The sequence below is a fragment of the Pectobacterium actinidiae genome, from assembly GCF_000803315.1.
GTDB lineage: Bacteria > Pseudomonadota > Gammaproteobacteria > Enterobacterales > Enterobacteriaceae > Pectobacterium > Pectobacterium actinidiae.
The window spans coordinates 1-16,582 of record NZ_JRMH01000002.1 but is presented as its reverse complement, the minus strand read 5'-3'; the positions used below and the strand labels follow the sequence as shown (position 1 = coordinate 16,582).

The 16,582-nt window shown below is 49.1% G+C and carries 14 protein-coding genes, 1 tRNA gene, 2 rRNA genes and 1 pseudogene; 12 read left to right on the top strand and 6 right to left on the bottom strand.

Going from position 1 to position 16,582, the window contains the following annotated elements; genetic code table 11:
* Window positions 1-16: 16 nt before the first annotated feature.
* From KKH3_RS17580 to KKH3_RS17570, 3 genes are all read left to right on the top strand, one after another.
* The gene (locus KKH3_RS17580) at window positions 17-1,006 is read left to right on the top strand and encodes a DNA-directed RNA polymerase subunit alpha (RefSeq protein ID WP_005970247.1); all 990 of its coding nucleotides are present in this window, start codon (window positions 17-19) and stop codon (window positions 1,004-1,006) included.
* 40 nt (window positions 1,007-1,046) lie between these two features.
* Window positions 1,047-1,439, top strand: coding sequence for a 50S ribosomal protein L17 (gene rplQ, locus KKH3_RS17575; RefSeq protein ID WP_005970246.1), 393 nt, complete (start codon window positions 1,047-1,049; stop codon window positions 1,437-1,439).
* Window positions 1,440-1,646: 207 nt separating this feature from the next.
* Window positions 1,647-1,859 (top strand): alternative ribosome-rescue factor A, encoded by a 213-nt coding sequence (locus KKH3_RS17570; RefSeq protein ID WP_039362749.1) that lies wholly within the window; start codon window positions 1,647-1,649, stop codon window positions 1,857-1,859.
* A gap of 23 nt (window positions 1,860-1,882) precedes the next feature.
* On the opposite strand, the gene mscL is transcribed toward KKH3_RS17570, so the two are convergent.
* The 5 genes from mscL to def all read right to left on the bottom strand — a co-directional run bounded on the left by mscL (window position 1,883) and on the right by def (window position 6,667).
* Window positions 1,883-2,302: a large-conductance mechanosensitive channel protein MscL gene (mscL, locus tag KKH3_RS17565; protein ID WP_039362746.1), complete on the bottom strand. Its 420-nt coding sequence runs from the start codon at window positions 2,300-2,302 to the stop codon at window positions 1,883-1,885.
* A 91-nt stretch (window positions 2,303-2,393) separates the two neighbouring features.
* Complete coding sequence (trkA, locus tag KKH3_RS17560) at window positions 2,394-3,770, bottom strand: Trk system potassium transporter TrkA (RefSeq protein WP_039362744.1); 1,377 nt, start codon at window positions 3,768-3,770, stop codon at window positions 2,394-2,396.
* A 56-nt stretch (window positions 3,771-3,826) separates the two neighbouring features.
* Complete coding sequence (gene rsmB / locus KKH3_RS17555; protein WP_039362741.1) at window positions 3,827-5,116, bottom strand: 16S rRNA (cytosine(967)-C(5))-methyltransferase RsmB; 1,290 nt, start codon at window positions 5,114-5,116, stop codon at window positions 3,827-3,829.
* A 67-nt stretch (window positions 5,117-5,183) separates the two neighbouring features.
* Window positions 5,184-6,131, bottom strand: coding sequence for a methionyl-tRNA formyltransferase (gene fmt, locus KKH3_RS17550; protein ID WP_039362738.1), 948 nt, complete (start codon window positions 6,129-6,131; stop codon window positions 5,184-5,186).
* 23 nt (window positions 6,132-6,154) lie between these two features.
* Entirely contained in the window at window positions 6,155-6,667 is a 513-nt protein-coding gene (gene def / locus KKH3_RS17545; protein ID WP_039362736.1) for a peptide deformylase, read from the bottom strand.
* 128 nt (window positions 6,668-6,795) lie between these two features.
* On the opposite strand from def, the gene dprA reads away from it, so the two are divergent.
* From dprA to KKH3_RS17515, 6 genes are read left to right on the top strand one after another with little or no spacing between them, the layout of a single operon-like run.
* Entirely contained in the window at window positions 6,796-7,917 is a 1,122-nt protein-coding gene (gene dprA / locus KKH3_RS17540) for a DNA-protecting protein DprA (RefSeq protein ID WP_039362734.1), read from the top strand.
* Window positions 7,889-8,362, top strand: a complete 474-nt coding sequence (locus KKH3_RS17535; RefSeq protein ID WP_039362732.1) for a DUF494 family protein — start codon at window positions 7,889-7,891, stop codon at window positions 8,360-8,362. The genes dprA and KKH3_RS17535 overlap by 29 nt, the downstream gene beginning before the upstream one ends.
* A 20-nt stretch (window positions 8,363-8,382) precedes the next feature.
* A complete protein-coding gene (locus KKH3_RS17530) occupies window positions 8,383-8,940 on the top strand; it encodes a DNA topoisomerase family protein (RefSeq protein WP_010309857.1) in 558 nt (185 codons plus the stop codon).
* The gene (tsaC, locus tag KKH3_RS17525) at window positions 8,933-9,502 is read left to right on the top strand and encodes an L-threonylcarbamoyladenylate synthase type 1 TsaC (protein WP_039362730.1); all 570 of its coding nucleotides are present in this window, start codon (window positions 8,933-8,935) and stop codon (window positions 9,500-9,502) included. The genes KKH3_RS17530 and tsaC overlap by 8 nt, the downstream gene beginning before the upstream one ends.
* A gap of 19 nt (window positions 9,503-9,521) precedes the next feature.
* A complete protein-coding gene (gene aroE / locus KKH3_RS17520; protein ID WP_039362727.1) occupies window positions 9,522-10,349 on the top strand; it encodes a shikimate dehydrogenase in 828 nt (275 codons plus the stop codon).
* The gene (locus KKH3_RS17515) at window positions 10,346-10,603 is read left to right on the top strand and encodes a DUF1488 family protein (RefSeq protein ID WP_039362725.1); all 258 of its coding nucleotides are present in this window, start codon (window positions 10,346-10,348) and stop codon (window positions 10,601-10,603) included. The genes aroE and KKH3_RS17515 overlap by 4 nt, the downstream gene beginning before the upstream one ends.
* On the opposite strand, the pseudogene KKH3_RS17510 reads toward KKH3_RS17515, so the two are convergent.
* Window positions 10,588-11,135, bottom strand: a pseudogene (locus KKH3_RS17510) (gamma carbonic anhydrase family protein). The gene KKH3_RS17515 and the pseudogene KKH3_RS17510 overlap by 16 nt on opposite strands.
* Before the next feature lie 487 nt (window positions 11,136-11,622).
* Here KKH3_RS17510 and KKH3_RS17505 point away from each other — a divergent pair.
* The 3 genes from KKH3_RS17505 to KKH3_RS17495 all read left to right on the top strand — a co-directional run bounded on the left by KKH3_RS17505 (window position 11,623) and on the right by KKH3_RS17495 (window position 16,515).
* A 16S ribosomal RNA gene (locus tag KKH3_RS17505) occupies window positions 11,623-13,165 on the top strand.
* Window positions 13,166-13,305: 140 nt separating this feature from the next.
* Window positions 13,306-13,381: transfer RNA gene (locus tag KKH3_RS17500), tRNA-Glu, on the top strand.
* 227 nt (window positions 13,382-13,608) lie between these two features.
* Window positions 13,609-16,515, top strand: a 23S ribosomal RNA gene (locus tag KKH3_RS17495).
* Together the 16S and 23S rRNA genes with 1 tRNA gene alongside form the textbook arrangement of a ribosomal RNA operon.
* Window positions 16,516-16,582 lie beyond the last annotated feature (67 nt).

Below are 16,582 nucleotides of genomic sequence, written 5' to 3'. Positions count from 1 at the left end.
CCAAAGAGAGGACACAATGCAGGGTTCTGTGACAGAGTTTCTAAAACCGCGCCTGGTTGATATCGAGCAAGTGAGTTCGACGCACGCCAAGGTGACCCTTGAGCCATTAGAGCGGGGCTTCGGCCATACTCTTGGCAACGCACTGCGCCGTATTCTGCTTTCATCCATGCCAGGTTGCGCGGTGACCGAGGTTGAGATTGATGGTGTACTGCATGAGTACAGCACCAAAGAAGGCGTACAGGAAGATATCCTGGAAATCCTGCTCAACCTGAAAGGGCTGGCGGTGAGAGTTCAAGGCAAAGATGAAGTTATTCTTACCCTGAATAAATCTGGCATTGGCCCTGTGACTGCAGCCGACATCATCCATGATGGTGATGTCGAAATCGTCAAGCCGCAGCACTTAATTTGCCATCTGACCGATGAAAATGCATCTATTAGTATGCGTATCAAAGTTCAACGTGGTCGTGGTTATGTGCCGGCATCTGCCCGTATTCATACGGAAGAAGATGAGCGCCCGATTGGTCGTCTGTTAGTTGATGCTTGCTACAGCCCTGTAGAGCGTATTGCCTACAATGTTGAAGCAGCTCGTGTAGAACAGCGTACTGACCTGGACAAGCTAGTCATCGAAATGGAAACCAATGGCACGATCGATCCTGAAGAGGCGATCCGCCGTGCGGCCACCATTCTGGCTGAACAACTTGAAGCTTTTGTTGACTTACGTGATGTTCGTCAGCCAGAAGTTAAAGAAGAGAAACCAGAATTCGATCCGATTCTGCTGCGCCCTGTTGACGATCTGGAATTGACTGTCCGCTCTGCTAACTGCCTTAAGGCAGAAGCTATCCACTACATCGGTGATCTGGTACAGCGTACCGAGGTTGAGCTGCTCAAAACGCCTAACCTTGGTAAAAAATCTCTTACTGAGATTAAAGACGTACTGGCTTCCCGTGGTCTGTCTCTGGGCATGCGCCTGGAAAACTGGCCACCGGCAAGCATTGCTGATGAGTAACCAGATCACAGGTTAAGGTTTTACTGAGAAGGATAAGGTCATGCGCCATCGTAAGAGTGGTCGTCAACTGAACCGTAACAGCAGCCATCGTCAGGCTATGTTCCGTAACATGGCTAGTTCTTTGGTTCGTCATGAAATCATCAAGACGACCCTGCCGAAAGCGAAAGAGCTGCGTCGCGTTGTTGAACCGCTGATTACTCTTGCCAAGACCGACAGCGTTGCTAATCGTCGTCTGGCATTCGCCCGTACTCGTGATAACGAGATCGTGGCAAAACTGTTTAATGAACTGGGCCCGCGTTTCGCGAGCCGTGCCGGTGGTTACACTCGTATTCTGAAGTGTGGCTTCCGTGCTGGTGACAATGCGCCGATGGCATACATCGAACTCGTTGATCGCTCAGTTTCGCAGACAGAAGAAGTGGCTACTGCAGAGTAATCTGTAAGAGCGTAAAAAAACCGGGGAAACCCGGTTTTTTTATATCTGAAATAAATCATGCTTTCGCATCAGTACACATGGTAAGCAATTACCTGTGTCTAAGTAAGCTGAAAAATATATCCTGCCTGTTTCTATCTATCCATTTCGACTATATACTCTGCACGTTTTATTGATGTACATATCAACCCGACTTTCTTAGGAGCAATGATGACTACATACCGTCATAAACGCGGGAAAATACAGGACAACGCCATTGAGGCATTGCTACATGATCCGCTGTTTCGACAACGAATTGAAGTGAACGAAAAAGGGAAAGGAAGTTATCGTAGAAAAGACAAACATATGAAGAAAGGTAGTTGGGAGGCCAGTGGTAAGCAATCAAATGATTATTTACCTCTGGCCTTTCTACTTTTTGCGTAATGAAGCAGCGGTTGAATAGAAACTCAATTTTTACTGTTTGGCTGTTGTTCTTTAAGTAAATCGCGAATTTCAGCTAATAGCTTTTCTTCTGCACTAGGTTTTGGTGGTGCGGCAGGTGCATCTTCTTGTTTGCGCCGCATTTTATTCATAAGCTTGATCGCTATAAAAATCGCGAAAGCGACGATGATAAAGTCGAAAATATTCTGGATGAAAGCGCCATAGTTCATAACAACGGCGGGAATTTCACCTTGAGCGTCTCGAAGAATAAGGCTGAATTGTTTAAAATCGACACCACCAATCAAAAGTCCAAGTGGCGGCATAATAATATCTGATACCAGAGAAGAAACGATTTTGCCGAAAGCGGCACCAATAATGACACCCACCGCCAAATCGACAACGTTGCCACGCATGGCAAACTCTCTGAATTCTTTGATAATGCTCATATCTGTTCTCCTTGCTAAAAATTATAAATTAATTCTAACCAATAGCCGTATCTTTGCCAGATTATCGATCAGCAATAAATGTGTTCCAACATTATAAAAAGAAGGGACTGGGTTGAAATAGGCGTTCAACATCAGGCACAAATTTCTTGTCAGCCAAGAACATGATGACATGGTCACCTTGCTCAATTTTACTATTTTCGTTAGCAATGATGACGTCATCACCACGAACAATTGCGCCTATAGTGGTACCAGGTGGAAGCTTAATATCTTCGATCATTCTGCCGACAACTTTCGATGTGCCTTCATCTCCGTGGGCGATGGCCTCGATTGCTTCGGCTACACCACGACGCAAAGAGGATACGCTCACGATATCCGCCTTGCGGACGTGGCTGAGTAGCGCAGAAATTGTTGCCTGCTGTGGGGATATTGCGACATCGATGACGCTGCCCTGAACCAGATCGACATAAGCTCGACGCTGGATAAGCACCATTACTTTTTTTGCGCCCATGCGTTTAGCCAGCATAGCTGACATAATATTCGCTTCATCATCGTTGGTAATGGCAATGAATACATCGATCTGCTCGATGTGTTCTTCGGCGAGGAGCTCTTGATCTGAAGCATCACCATGGAATACGACTGTATTTTGCAGAAGCTCAGCCAGTTCCACAGCTCGGTCTGCATTTCGTTCTATCAACTTGATGCTGTAATCTTTTTCTAGCCGTTGCGCTAATCCTGCTCCGACATTCCCGCCACCAACGATCATGATCCTTTTATACGGTTTTTCAAGGCGCTGCAATTCGCTCATCACCGCACGAATATGCTGCGAAGCGGCGACAAAAAACACTTCATCTCCAGCTTCGATGATGGTGGAACCCTGTGGGCGAATCGGGCGGTCGTGACGAAAAATAGCCGCAACGCGGGTATCTACGTGAGGAATGTGTTCGCGGAGGGAGGTGAGGGCATTACCCACAAGCGGGCCGCCATAGTAAGCATTAACTGCGGCAAGGCTCACTTTGCCTTCAGCGAAGTTGACGACCTGAAGCGCTCCGGGATATTCGATCAGTTTGTAAATGTTATCAATCACTAACTGTTCTGGGGAGATCAAGTGATCGATGGGAACCGCGTCTGGTAAAAACAGCTGTTCTGATTCACGAATGTATTCAGCGGCACGAATGCGCGCAATCCGGTTTGGGGTTTTGAAAAGAGAATAAGCAATCTGGCAGGCTACCATATTCGTTTCATCTGAATTGGTAACGGCGACCAGCATATCAGCATCTTCTGCTCCCGCTTCACGCAACACTCGTGGATGAGATGCGTACCCTGTAACGACACGCAGGTCAAACTTATCCTGAAGCTGGCGTAACCGATTTGCATCAGTATCAACGACAGTGATGTCATTGTTTTCACCTGCTAGATTTTCCGCCAGTGTTCCGCCGACCTGACCTGCGCCAAGAATGATAATTTTCATAATAAGCCATGCCGTTTATTGATTGCTGTCTGTTGCAGACAATACTGGGTTCAATATCAGTTTTTTACCAGCTTCGCATAAAAGAAACCATCGCCACTATCAGCATGGGGAAGTATCTGTATACCCGGAATTTCTCTTGTACCTGTATCAACCAGTTTTGCATCGGCATGGCGAGCGAGGAAATCCGTAACTTGTTGAGCATTTTCTTGCGGCAGAATAGAGCAGGTAGCATAGACCATTGTGCCGCCGGTTTTGAGATGTGGCCAGATGGCATCAAGAATCTCTTTTTGTAATGCAACCAGCTCTTCAATATCTCTGTCTCGGCGCAACCACTTAATGTCAGGATGACGACGAATCACACCAGTGGCTGAGCATGGGGCATCCAACAGAATGCGATCAAACACACGCCCTTCGCACCATGAATCGGGGTAACGTCCATCGCCTTGTTTTACTTCGGCATGCATTTGTAACCGCAGTAAATTTTCTTTTACCCGGCCTAAACGTGTTTCATCAACATCGACAGCGAGCACATGAGATTTTGGGGCTGCTTCTAAAATATGCGTCGTTTTTCCACCAGGCGCAGCACAGAGGTCGAGGATCTGTTCACCATCTTGTGGATCGAGCCAATAGACGCAGCCTTGAGCAGATGCATCTTGTACCGTTGCCCACCCTTGCGAAAATCCTGGCAATTGATCGACCGCACAGGGAGAGGTAAGTCGTATTGCATCGCTGTATTCAGCATGAGGAAATGCCTCTATTCCCTCTTGCACTAACAAGTTTAAATATGCGTCACGTGTGTGGTGTAACCGATTTACACGTAGCCACATCGGAGGACGTTGGTTATTCGCCTCAACGATGTTTTTCCAGTGATTTGGATAAGCATGCTCAATACGCGCCAGTAGCCAGCTTGGGTGCAGGTAGTGAGATGAGTTAGCTGCTTCTCGTTGAATCAGTTCTTCCTGCTGACGCTGAAATTGGCGTAATACGCCATTAATCAGTCCTTTGAGCTGTGGCCGCTTTAATGCAACGGCGCCTTCTACTGTTTCTGCCAGAGCTGCATGTGGTGGGATTCGCGTATAATGAAGTTGGTAGATGCCGACCATGAGGAGGTAGTGTAGCGTGCGTTGTTTGCCTGTCAGGGGCTTAGCCATCAGTTGTTGAATACACCATTCCAACTGCGGTAAAACGCGTAATACGCCGAAGCAAAGCTCTTGCAAAAGTGCGCGATCTTTATCGGAGACTTCACGCTGATGAACAGGTAATAAGGCACTGAGTGATTGTCCTTGATCCAGAACCTGTCCCACCACTTTTGCGGCAATACTGCGTAGATTGTATGAGCTTTTCATGTGTTAGCGATGACGTATACGTAAAAGAGAGAGGATATACCGGCATAGCGCCGGTATGAAAAATAGATTAGTCCAGCGTATTACCAGGAACGAACCACTCACGACGTGAGTTAAGCAGATCCTGCGCACCCATTACTTTTTTGCCTGCGGGCTGCAATTCCTGAATATTCAAAATGCCATCGGCTGTTGCTACCTGAATGCCCTGCTTGTCTGCCTGTATGATTGTACCGGGCTGTGAGCTATGTGCTTTGGCAATGACTTCCGCTTTCCAGACTTTCACTGGCTGTTCATCTACGATGAAATAGCTGACTGGCCAAGGATTAAAAGCGCGAATACAACGCTCAAGCTGCTCGGCAGATAACTGCCAATTTAGACGTGCTTCTTCTTTGCTGAGCTTTTCTGCATAGGTGGCAAGAGCGTCATTTTGTGCTTCAGAAACAGCGCTGCCATCAGCAAGCTGTTCCAGCATTTCCAATAAGCCACGTGGGCCCAGCTCCGCAAGTTTATCGTACAGCGTTGCGCTAGTATCCTGTGGCAGGATAGGGCACGAAATTTTGTGCAGCATGGCACCAGTATCGAGTCCAACATCCATTTGCATGATCGTAACACCGGTTTCATTATCTCCAGCCCACAATGCACGCTGAATGGGTGCTGCACCACGCCAAAGTGGTAACAGAGAACCGTGGACATTGATGCAGCCAAGGCGAGGCATAGATAATACGGGCTGTGGCAGAATTAAGCCGTAGGCGACAACGACCATAATATCGGCATCTAACGCCTGAACCATCGCTTGATTTTCTTCCGGCCGCAGAGATTTAGGCTGGAAAACGGGGATGGTGTGTTGCTCTGCCAGTACTTTGACTGGGCTGGTAGTAAGCTTGTTGCCTCTGCCTGCTGGGCGATCGGGCTGGGTGAACACGCCAACGACCTCATGCCCCGATGATAAAAGCGCGTCTAGATGACGCGCTGCAAAGTCAGGGGTTCCGGCAAAGATTATGCGTAAAGAATCAGACACGGTGCTTCCTGTCAGGATGAAAATTATCGGGCTCGGCTATTCTGCTTAGCCAGTTTTTCCAGTTTTTGACGAATGCGCTGGCGTTTAAGTGGGGAAAGGTAATCGATAAACAGTTTCCCGACCAGATGGTCCATTTCATGCTGAATACAAATGGCGAGTAATTCGCTTGCTTCAAGTTCAAACGCTTTACCTTCACGATCCAATGCGCGCACTTTCACATGCTCTGCACGAGGAACCAGCGCACGCGTTTCAGGGATCGACAGGCAACCTTCTTCGATGCCCGTATCGCCGCTCTTTTCAATCAACTCGGGATTGATCAGCACCAGTCGTTGGTCTCGTTCTTCAGAGACGTCAATAACAATAATACGTTGATGAATATCGACTTGTGTCGCTGCCAGGCCAATACCTTCTTCTTCGTACATGGTATCGAACATATCATCCACGATACGTTGAATCTCTGCATTGACTTCTTTTACGGGCTGCGCAGTGATGCGAAGCCGCTCGTCTGGAAAATGTAATACCTGCAAAACTGACATATATGTTTAGATCTGTATCTGAATAGTGAGAGAGTCTTAACGCTCATTCTAGACATTTCCTGCCCCGATTGACAGCATCAGCACTGAATTGCAGCACTTATCTGAACAGAATTGAGTAAGGGATGCTGATGCTATCAACGGAAATCTGGCTACGTATGACGGGCGTGCGGCACCTTGGGGTCAAGCGTGCTAGGGCGATTGTCAGAAAGCTTATTGATTTAAACATGTTCGATAACGAGACCTTGAGAGCGCTAGGTCTGTCTGATGCTCAAATAGCTCAATTCTGTTCCTATGATCGTAAGATTTTGGAAGGAACACTCAATTGGTTGTCTTACCCCAATCACCATATTGTGACGTGTGAAGATGCTTTGTATCCCTTTCTGCTGAGCAATATTCGTGATTTCCCGCTTCTGCTCTTTATTTCTGGTTCTCCTGAATTGCTGGCATCGCCACAAATATCGATTATTGGTAGCCGGGGGAGCAGTGCTTACGGTGAACGCTGGGGATGTTTTTTTGCTCAGGAGCTTGCTGCAAATAAACTCACGGTGACAAGCGGGCTAGCGATTGGCATTGATGGCATTGCTCATCGTGCCGCTTTGGATTCGCGAGGGAGAACCATTGCCGTGCTGGGAAGCGGGCTGGAGAATATTTACCCTAAGCGGCACGCTAAGCTTGCCGAACGTATTTGCGGCGGTGGTGGCGCGCTGGTTTCCGAATTTCCCCTCGCTATGCCGCCTTTCCCAACCAACTTTCCCAGAAGAAATCGTATTATCAGCGGGCTAGGGCTGGGTGTCCTGGTCATTGAAGCGTCTATCCGCAGTGGGTCGTTGGTCACAGCGCGTTATGCTTTGGAGCAAGGGCGGGAGGTTTTTGCTCTGCCGGGACCTATTGGTAACCCGATGACCGAGGGGACACACTGGTTGATCCAGCAAGGAGCCTGTCTGGTTACACATCCGAAAGATATTCTTGAACAACTGGTAAGTGAATTGCAGTGGCTACCGATGCAAAGCAGGCAAACTATTTCTAACGAAGAAGAGGATGGCGAATTGCCATTTGCCGACGTGTTGGCTAACGTAGGAGATGAGGTTACACCTGTTGACGTTGTCGCTGAACGTGCCGGCCAACCTGTGCCAGAGATAGTCCCTAAGCTATTAGAGCTGGAGTTAGCAGGGTGGATCGCAGCAGTACCCGGCGGCTATGTCCGATTAAGGAGGGCAGGCCATGTTCGACGTACTCATGTACTTGTTTGAGAGTTACATCCACAATGAAACTGAAATGCGTGTCGATCAGGATACGTTAACTGATGACCTCACCCGCGCTGGATTTCATCGTAACGATATCTATAGCGCGTTGAGCTGGCTGGAAAAACTGGCCGATATTCAGGAAGGGCAGACTGCGCCGCTTTATTTAGCGAACGATCCTCTGGCTATGCGGATCTATACGCACGATGAGGCGCTGCGTCTTGATGCGGAATGCCGTGGTTTTTTACTGTTCCTTGAGCAAATTCAGGTTCTGAACCTTGAAACGCGGGAAATGATTATTGAACGCGTCATGGCGTTGGAAACGCAGGAGTTTGATCTGGAAGATCTGAAGTGGGTCATTCTCATGGTGCTTTTCAATGTACCGGGTTGTGAGAATGCTTATCAGCAAATGGAAGAATTACTCTTTGAGGTCAATGACGGTTATGTGCAATAGCCAGAGGAATAACAATTCGAATGGCTAAGCCTGCACTGTTTGCTGAAAAAAAACAGGAAATATGTCCAGACTGTGGGTCAGTGCTGGTTATCCGTTCTGGTCGGCACGGCCCATTTCTTGGCTGTTCTGCGTATCCAGAGTGTGAGTTCATTCGCCCGCTGAAAGCACAAGCTGATGGACATATCGTCAAAGTGTTAGATGGGCAGCAATGTCCGCTTTGTCAGTCGACCTTGGTATTACGACAAGGTCGTTATGGGATGTTTATCGGCTGTGGCAATTACCCTGAATGCCATCATACCGAGACTATTGATCGCCCTGATGAAACGGCGATTCGATGCCCACAGTGCAATGAAGGCACGCTGTTGCAGCGTAAATCTCGCTACGGCAAGGTGTTTCATTCTTGCGATCGCTATCCTGATTGCCAGTTTACGCTAAATCATAAGCCGATAGCGGGCGAATGCCCTTCTTGCCATTACGCGTTATTGTTTGAGAAAAAAACGGCACAAGGCATCAAGCTATTTTGCGCCAGTAAGTTATGTGGAAAACCGATAGCGGCAGAAGTTGATAAGAATGAGTAATGTGTCTGATGAACTAATGATTCCCGTTTTGCGGGAATTACAAAACGAGCAGGTTATTGCGTACCCGACTGAAGCGGTATTTGGGTTGGGATGCGATCCTGATAGTGAAGTGGCGGTTAATCGCCTACTGGCGTTAAAACAACGCGCCTGGCAAAAAGGGTTGATCCTGATTGCGGCAGATTTTAGCCAACTGGCCCCTTATATTGATGACAGTGCGTTATCCGATCAGCAGAAGGCGATGATGCTTTCCACATGGCCAGGTCCGGTTACTTGGGTATTGCCAGCAAAACGCACGACTCCGCAGTGGTTAACAGGGCAATTTTCTTCGCTTGCGGTGCGCGTTAGTGACCATCCGCTAGTTAAGGCACTGTGTCAGCGTTATGGTAAACCGCTGGTGTCGACCAGTGCTAATTTAAGTGGTCAACCTCCCTGCCGTACTGCTCAGGAGGTCTCCCAGCAGTTTGGTGATGATTTTCCTGTGATAGTTGGGGACGTCGGCGGAAGAATGAACCCATCAGAAATCAGGGATGTATTAACAGGCGAGCTAATTCGTCAGGGGTAAGGACAAGTTGGAGAGGAACGTGTCTGAAGTAACGTCTTTTGCCGTTTTTGGCAATCCGATTGCACATAGTAAATCACCTCGCATACATGAGCTATTTGCTGCACAGACGGGGATAACGTTGACGTACCAGCGCGTGTTAGCGCCTCTGGATAATTTTGAGCAGATGCTGCGCCAGTATTTTCGTGATGGTGCTGGCGGGGCGAACGTGACTGCGCCCTTTAAAGAGCGGGCCTTTGCTGAAGCCGATGAGTGTAGCGAGTGTGCTGCGCTTGCGGGGGCGGTCAATACATTGAAGAGATTGAATGACGGTCGCTTGTTTGGTGATAACACTGATGGCATCGGCTTGCTCAGCGATCTGCAACGATTGGCGCTGGTGAAACCTCTGGATCGTGTTTTGCTGGTTGGTGCAGGTGGGGCGGCTCGGGGTGTTATCCAACCCCTGTTGGCCTATGGTTGTACAGTGGTGCTGGCGAATAGGACTTTTTCCAAGGCCGATGCCTTAGCTAAGATCTTCCATGATATTGGTGATATTCAAGCTGTTGCTCTCGATGATTTACAGGGGCAGTCGTTCGATCTGGTCATCAACGCCACATCTTCTGGTATGTACGATAGTATTCCTAATTTACCGACAGAACTCATTTCGCCGGAAACGAGCTGTTATGACATGTTCTATCTGCCACAACTGACCCCCTTTTTGTCATGGTGCGTACAGCATGGCGCTCTCCATTATGCAGATGGTTTGGGAATGCTGGTGGGGCAAGCGGCACATGCGTTTAAACTTTGGCATGGTGTTATGCCGGACGTGGAACCTGTGATTGCTTTACTAAAGCAGGATCTTGCTAAATGAATCAGGCGATCCAGTTCCCCGATCGTGAAAGCTGGGATGATAAGACAATAGCGATCCGCTTTCCTGTTTTAGTGAATGGCTTTCAGCAGGAATGTTTAGTGAGCGCAGAGCTACTCCAGCGACGTTATGGCGGTGATAACCCTGAACAATGGCTGGCAATGTTCAGGGAATATCGATGGGATCTTGAAGACGAACTTGAAAAAATGATCGTTGCTGAAGACTGGGATTATGAAGGGTATTACTCATTGTCCTGAGCAAGATATTCATCTTTCCAACGAACATAGTTGTTTGCCGAGTAAATCAATCCCTCTATTTCTTCTTGTGTGAGTGGACGAATTTTTTGACTGGGCTGCCAAGGTATAGATGTCCCTTCTCTAGCCGTTTTCCTGGGGGAACCAAGCTACCAGCGCCAATCATGACATCATCTTCAACAACCGCGCCATCCAGAAGAATTGACCCCATTCCTACCAGAACGCGATTCCCTATTTGGCAACCGTGAAGCATCGCTTTATGGCCCACAGTGACGTCTTCACCAATAATAAGCGGATTACCTTCTGGTTTTTTCTCTGAGCAGTGGGTGATGTGGAGTACTGATCCGTCCTGCACGTTACTCCTTGCACCAATTGTTATGTAGTTAACATCACCGCGTATGGCGACAAGGGGCCAGATGCCGACATCATCGCCTAGTGTTACCTTGCCAATCACCACGCTGGAATGATCGACCATGACTCTTTCGCCTAAAACGGGAGAAATTCCGTTATAACGACGGAATGTTTTTGCACTCATCGACAACCTCGTAGTTATTTGCCACACACTGATTATTCGTTATTAGACAAAATATCGACAGATACGGGATGTCGGCAACTGAAAAGTGGCCTGGATCGAGTAAGATCTCATCGAAAGGGTCGAAAAACATGCGAACAGAAAAAAAGATCAAGAAAGTTGTTGTGTAACTAAAACGGATCCCTATAATGCGCCTCCATCGACACGGCGCTGTGAACACACAAGCGGGTCGATAAAGAAAGAGAATACGCGTTAAAATAAGCGTTGACTCTGAAGGTGAAAAGCGTAGTATACGCCACCTCGCGATGTGGTTAAGACCACAACGCACTGCTCTTTAACAATATAATCAGACAATCTGTGTGGGCACTCACAAGACCGTATCTTGACGATATAAAAAGTCTTGAAGAGTGAACAACAGTAAATTCATTACGAATAAACAGTTTTAATTCTTTGAGCATCGCTGACGAGTTCAGCAAATCAAACAAATCTTAAATTGAAGAGTTTGATCATGGCTCAGATTGAACGCTGGCGGCAGGCCTAACACATGCAAGTCGAGCGGTAGCACAGGAGAGCTTGCTTTCTGGGTGACGAGCGGCGGACGGGTGAGTAATGTCTGGGAAACTGCCTGATGGCGGGGGATAACTACTGGAAACGGTAGCTAATACCGCATAATGTCTTCGGACCAAAGAGGGGGACCTTCGGGCCTCTTGCCATCAGATGTGCCCAGATGGGATTAGCTAGTAGGTGAGGTAATGGCTCACCTAGGCGACGATCCCTAGCTGGTCTGAGAGGATGACCAGCCACACTGGAACTGAGACACGGTCCAGACTCCTACGGGAGGCAGCAGTGGGGAATATTGCACAATGGGCGCAAGCCTGATGCAGCCATGCCGCGTGTGTGAAGAAGGCCTTCGGGTTGTAAAGCACTTTCAGCGGGGAGGAAGGCGGTGAGGTTAATAACCTCATCGATTGACGTTACCCGCAGAAGAAGCACCGGCTAACTCCGTGCCAGCAGCCGCGGTAATACGGAGGGTGCAAGCGTTAATCGGAATGACTGGGCGTAAAGCGCACGCAGGCGGTCTGTTAAGTTGGATGTGAAATCCCCGGGCTTAACCTGGGAACTGCATTCAAAACTGACAGGCTAGAGTCTTGTAGAGGGGGGTAGAATTCCAGGTGTAGCGGTGAAATGCGTAGAGATCTGGAGGAATACCGGTGGCGAAGGCGGCCCCCTGGACAAAGACTGACGCTCAGGTGCGAAAGCGTGGGGAGCAAACAGGATTAGATACCCTGGTAGTCCACGCTGTAAACGATGTCGATTTGGAGGTTGTGCCCTTGAGGTGTGGCTTCCGGAGCTAACGCGTTAAATCGACCGCCTGGGGAGTACGGCCGCAAGGTTAAAACTCAAATGAATTGACGGGGGCCCGCACAAGCGGTGGAGCATGTGGTTTAATTCGATGCAACGCGAAGAACCTTACCTACTCTTGACATCCACAGAATTCGGTAGAGATACCTTAGTGCCTTCGGGAACTGTGAGACAGGTGCTGCATGGCTGTCGTCAGCTCGTGTTGTGAAATGTTGGGTTAAGTCCCGCAACGAGCGCAACCCTTATCCTTTGTTGCCAGCGATTCGGTCGGGAACTCAAAGGAGACTGCCGGTGATAAACCGGAGGAAGGTGGGGATGACGTCAAGTCATCATGGCCCTTACGAGTAGGGCTACACACGTGCTACAATGGCGTATACAAAGAGAAGCGACCTCGCGAGAGCAAGCGGACCTCATAAAGTACGTCGTAGTCCGGATTGGAGTCTGCAACTCGACTCCATGAAGTCGGAATCGCTAGTAATCGTAGATCAGAATGCTACGGTGAATACGTTCCCCGGGCCTTGTACACACCGCCCGTCACACCATGGGAGTGGGTTGCAAAAGAAGTAGGTAGCTTAACCTTCGGGAGGGCGCTTACCACTTTGTGATTCATGACTGGGGTGAAGTCGTAACAAGGTAACCGTAGGGGAACCTGCGGTTGGATCACCTCCTTACCAAGAAGATGTGTGTTGAGTGAAGTGCTCACACAGATTGTCTGATGAAAATACTGAGCAAGCGCACCTGTTGATGCGATGAGTGTAAACTCATGCTGACGCGATAGTGCCGGATTTCTGATTCGGTACGGATTTTTCGTGTCCCCATCGTCTAGAGGCCTAGGACACTGCCCTTTCACGGCTGTAACAGGGGTTCGAATCCCCTTGGGGACGCCAATCCGATAATGAGTGAAAGACATTATCATGAATATCTTAAAGATGATTCTTCGGAGTCATGTTTACGATATTGCTCTTTAACAATCTGGAACAAGCTGAAAATTGAAACATGACAGCTGAACATACTGACACACAGTAATGTGGTGTGAGTGATGCGTCAGTCTGTCAATGAGTCTCTCAAATAATCGCAGCGCGATAGTGTCTTTCAAGACACCTTCGGGTTGTGAGGTTAAGCGACTAAGCGTACACGGTGGATGCCTAGGCAGTCAGAGGCGATGAAGGGCGTGCTAATCTGCGATAAGCGTCGGTAAGCTGATATGAAGCGTTATACCCGACGATACCCGAATGGGGAAACCCAGTGTGTTTCGACACACTATCATGACATGAATCCATAGTGTCATGAGGCGAACCGGGGGAACTGAAACATCTCAGTACCCCGAGGAAAAGAAATCAACCGAGATTCCCCCAGTAGCGGCGAGCGAACGGGGAGGAGCCCAGAACCTGAATCAGTTTGTGTGTTAGTGGAAGCGTCTGGAAAGTCGCACAGTAAAGGGTGATAGTCCCGTACACAAAAATGCACAGGCTGTGAGTTCGATGAGTAGGGCGGGACACGTGACATCCTGTCTGAATATGGGGGGACCATCCTCCAAGGCTAAATACTCCTGACTGACCGATAGTGAACCAGTACCGTGAGGGAAAGGCGAAAAGAACCCGGCGAGGGGAGTGAAATAGAACCTGAAACCGTGTACGTACAAGCAGTGGGAGCCTACTTGTTAGGTGACTGCGTACCTTTTGTATAATGGGTCAGCGACTTATATTCTGTAGCAAGGTTAACCGTTTAGGGGAGCCGCAGGGAAACCGAGTCTTAACTGGGCGTTAAGTTGCAGGGTATAGACCCGAAACCCGGTGATCTAGCCATGGGCAGGTTGAAGGTTGGGTAACACTAACTGGAGGACCGAACGACTAATGTTGAAAAATTAGCGGATGACTTGTGGCTGGGGTGAAAGGCCAATCAAACCGGGAGATAGCTGGTTTCTCCCCGAAAGCTATTTAGGTAGCGCCTCGTGAACTCATCTTCGGGGGTAGAGCACTGTTTCGGCTAGGGGGTCATCCCGACTTACCAACCCGATGCAAACTACGAATACCGAAGAATGTTATCACGGGAGACACACGGCGGGTGCTAAACGTTCGTCGTGAAGAGGGAAACAACCCAGACCGCCAGCTAAGGTCCCAAAGTCATGGTTAAGTGGGAAACGATGTGGGAAGGCATAGACAGCCAGGATGTTGGCTTAGAAGCAGCCATCATTTAAAGAAAGCGTAATAGCTCACTGGTCGAGTCGGCCTGCGCGGAAGATGTAACGGGGCTAAACCATGCACCGAAGCTGCGGCAGCGACACTTAGGTGTTGTTGGGTAGGGGAGCGTTCTGTAAGCCGTCGAAGGTGGTCTGTGAGGGCTGCTGGAGGTATCAGAAGTGCGAATGCTGACATAAGTAACGATAATGCGGGTGAAAAACCCGCACGCCGGAAGACCAAGGGTTCCTGTCCAACGTTAATCGGGGCAGGGTGAGTCGACCCCTAAGGCGAGGCTGAAAAGCGTAGTCGATGGGAAACAGGTTAATATTCCTGTACTCGGTGTTACTGCGAAGGGGGGACGGAGAAAGCTAGGTTATCCGGGCGACGGTTGTCCCGGTTTAAGCGTGAAGGTGGATGACTTTGGTAAATCCGGGTCATTATTAACACTGAGGCGTGATGACGAGTCACTACGGTGATGAAGTAACCAATGCTACGCTTCCAGGAAAAGCCTCTAAGCTCCAGGTAACATCAAATCGTACCCCAAACCGACACAGGTGGTCAGGTAGAGAATACTCAGGCGCTTGAGAGAACTCGGGTGAAGGAACTAGGCAAAATGGTGCCGTAACTTCGGGAGAAGGCACGCTGGTGTGTAGGTGAAGTCCCTTGCGGATGGAGCTGAAACCAGTCGAAGATACCAGCTGGCTGCAACTGTTTAATAAAAACACAGCACTGTGCAAACACGAAAGTGGACGTATACGGTGTGACGCCTGCCCGGTGCCGGAAGGTTAATTGATGGGGTCAGCCGCAAGGCGAAGCTCTTGATCGAAGCCCCGGTAAACGGCGGCCGTAACTATAACGGTCCTAAGGTAGCGAAATTCCTTGTCGGGTAAGTTCCGACCTGCACGAATGGCGTAATGATGGCCAGGCTGTCTCCACCCGAGACTCAGTGAAATTGAACTCGCTGTGAAGATGCAGTGTACCCGCGGCAAGACGGAAAGACCCCGTGAACCTTTACTATAGCTTGACACTGAACCTTGAGCCTTGATGTGTAGGATAGGTGGGAGGCTTTGAAGTGTGGACGCCAGTCTGCATGGAGCCAACCTTGAAATACCACCCTTTAATGTTTGATGTTCTAACGTGGACCCGTAATCCGGGTTGCGGACAGTGTCTGGTGGGTAGTTTGACTGGGGCGGTCTCCTCCCAAAGCGTAACGGAGGAGCACGAAGGTTAGCTAATCCTGGTCGGACATCAGGAGGTTAGTGCAAAGGCATAAGCTAGCTTGACTGCGAGAGTGACAGCTCGAGCAGGTGCGAAAGCAGGTCTTAGTGATCCGGTGGTTCTGAATGGAAGGGCCATCGCTCAACGGATAAAAGGTACTCCGGGGATAACAGGCTGATACCGCCCAAGAGTTCATATCGACGGCGGTGTTTGGCACCTCGATGTCGGCTCATCACATCCTGGGGCTGAAGTAGGTCCCAAGGGTATGGCTGTTCGCCATTTAAAGTGGTACGCGAGCTGGGTTTAGAACGTCGTGAGACAGTTCGGTCCCTATCTGCCGTGGGCGTTGGAAGATTGAGAGGGGTTGCTCCTAGTACGAGAGGACCGGAGTGAACGCACCACTGGTGTACGGGTTGTGATGCCAATTGCATTGCCCGGTAGCTAAGTGCGGAAGAGATAACCGCTGAAAGCATCTAAGCGGGAAACTTGCCTCGAGATGAGTCTTCCCTGGACACTTGATGTCCCTGAAGGGCCGTTGAAGACGACGACGTAGATAGGCTGGGTGTGTAAGCGTAGCGATACGTTGAGCTGACCAGTACTAATGACCCGAGAGGCTTAACCTTACAACACCGAAGGTGTTTTGTGGGTGACTCATAAAAAACGATACTCAGCTTGTTCTAGGATTGGTTC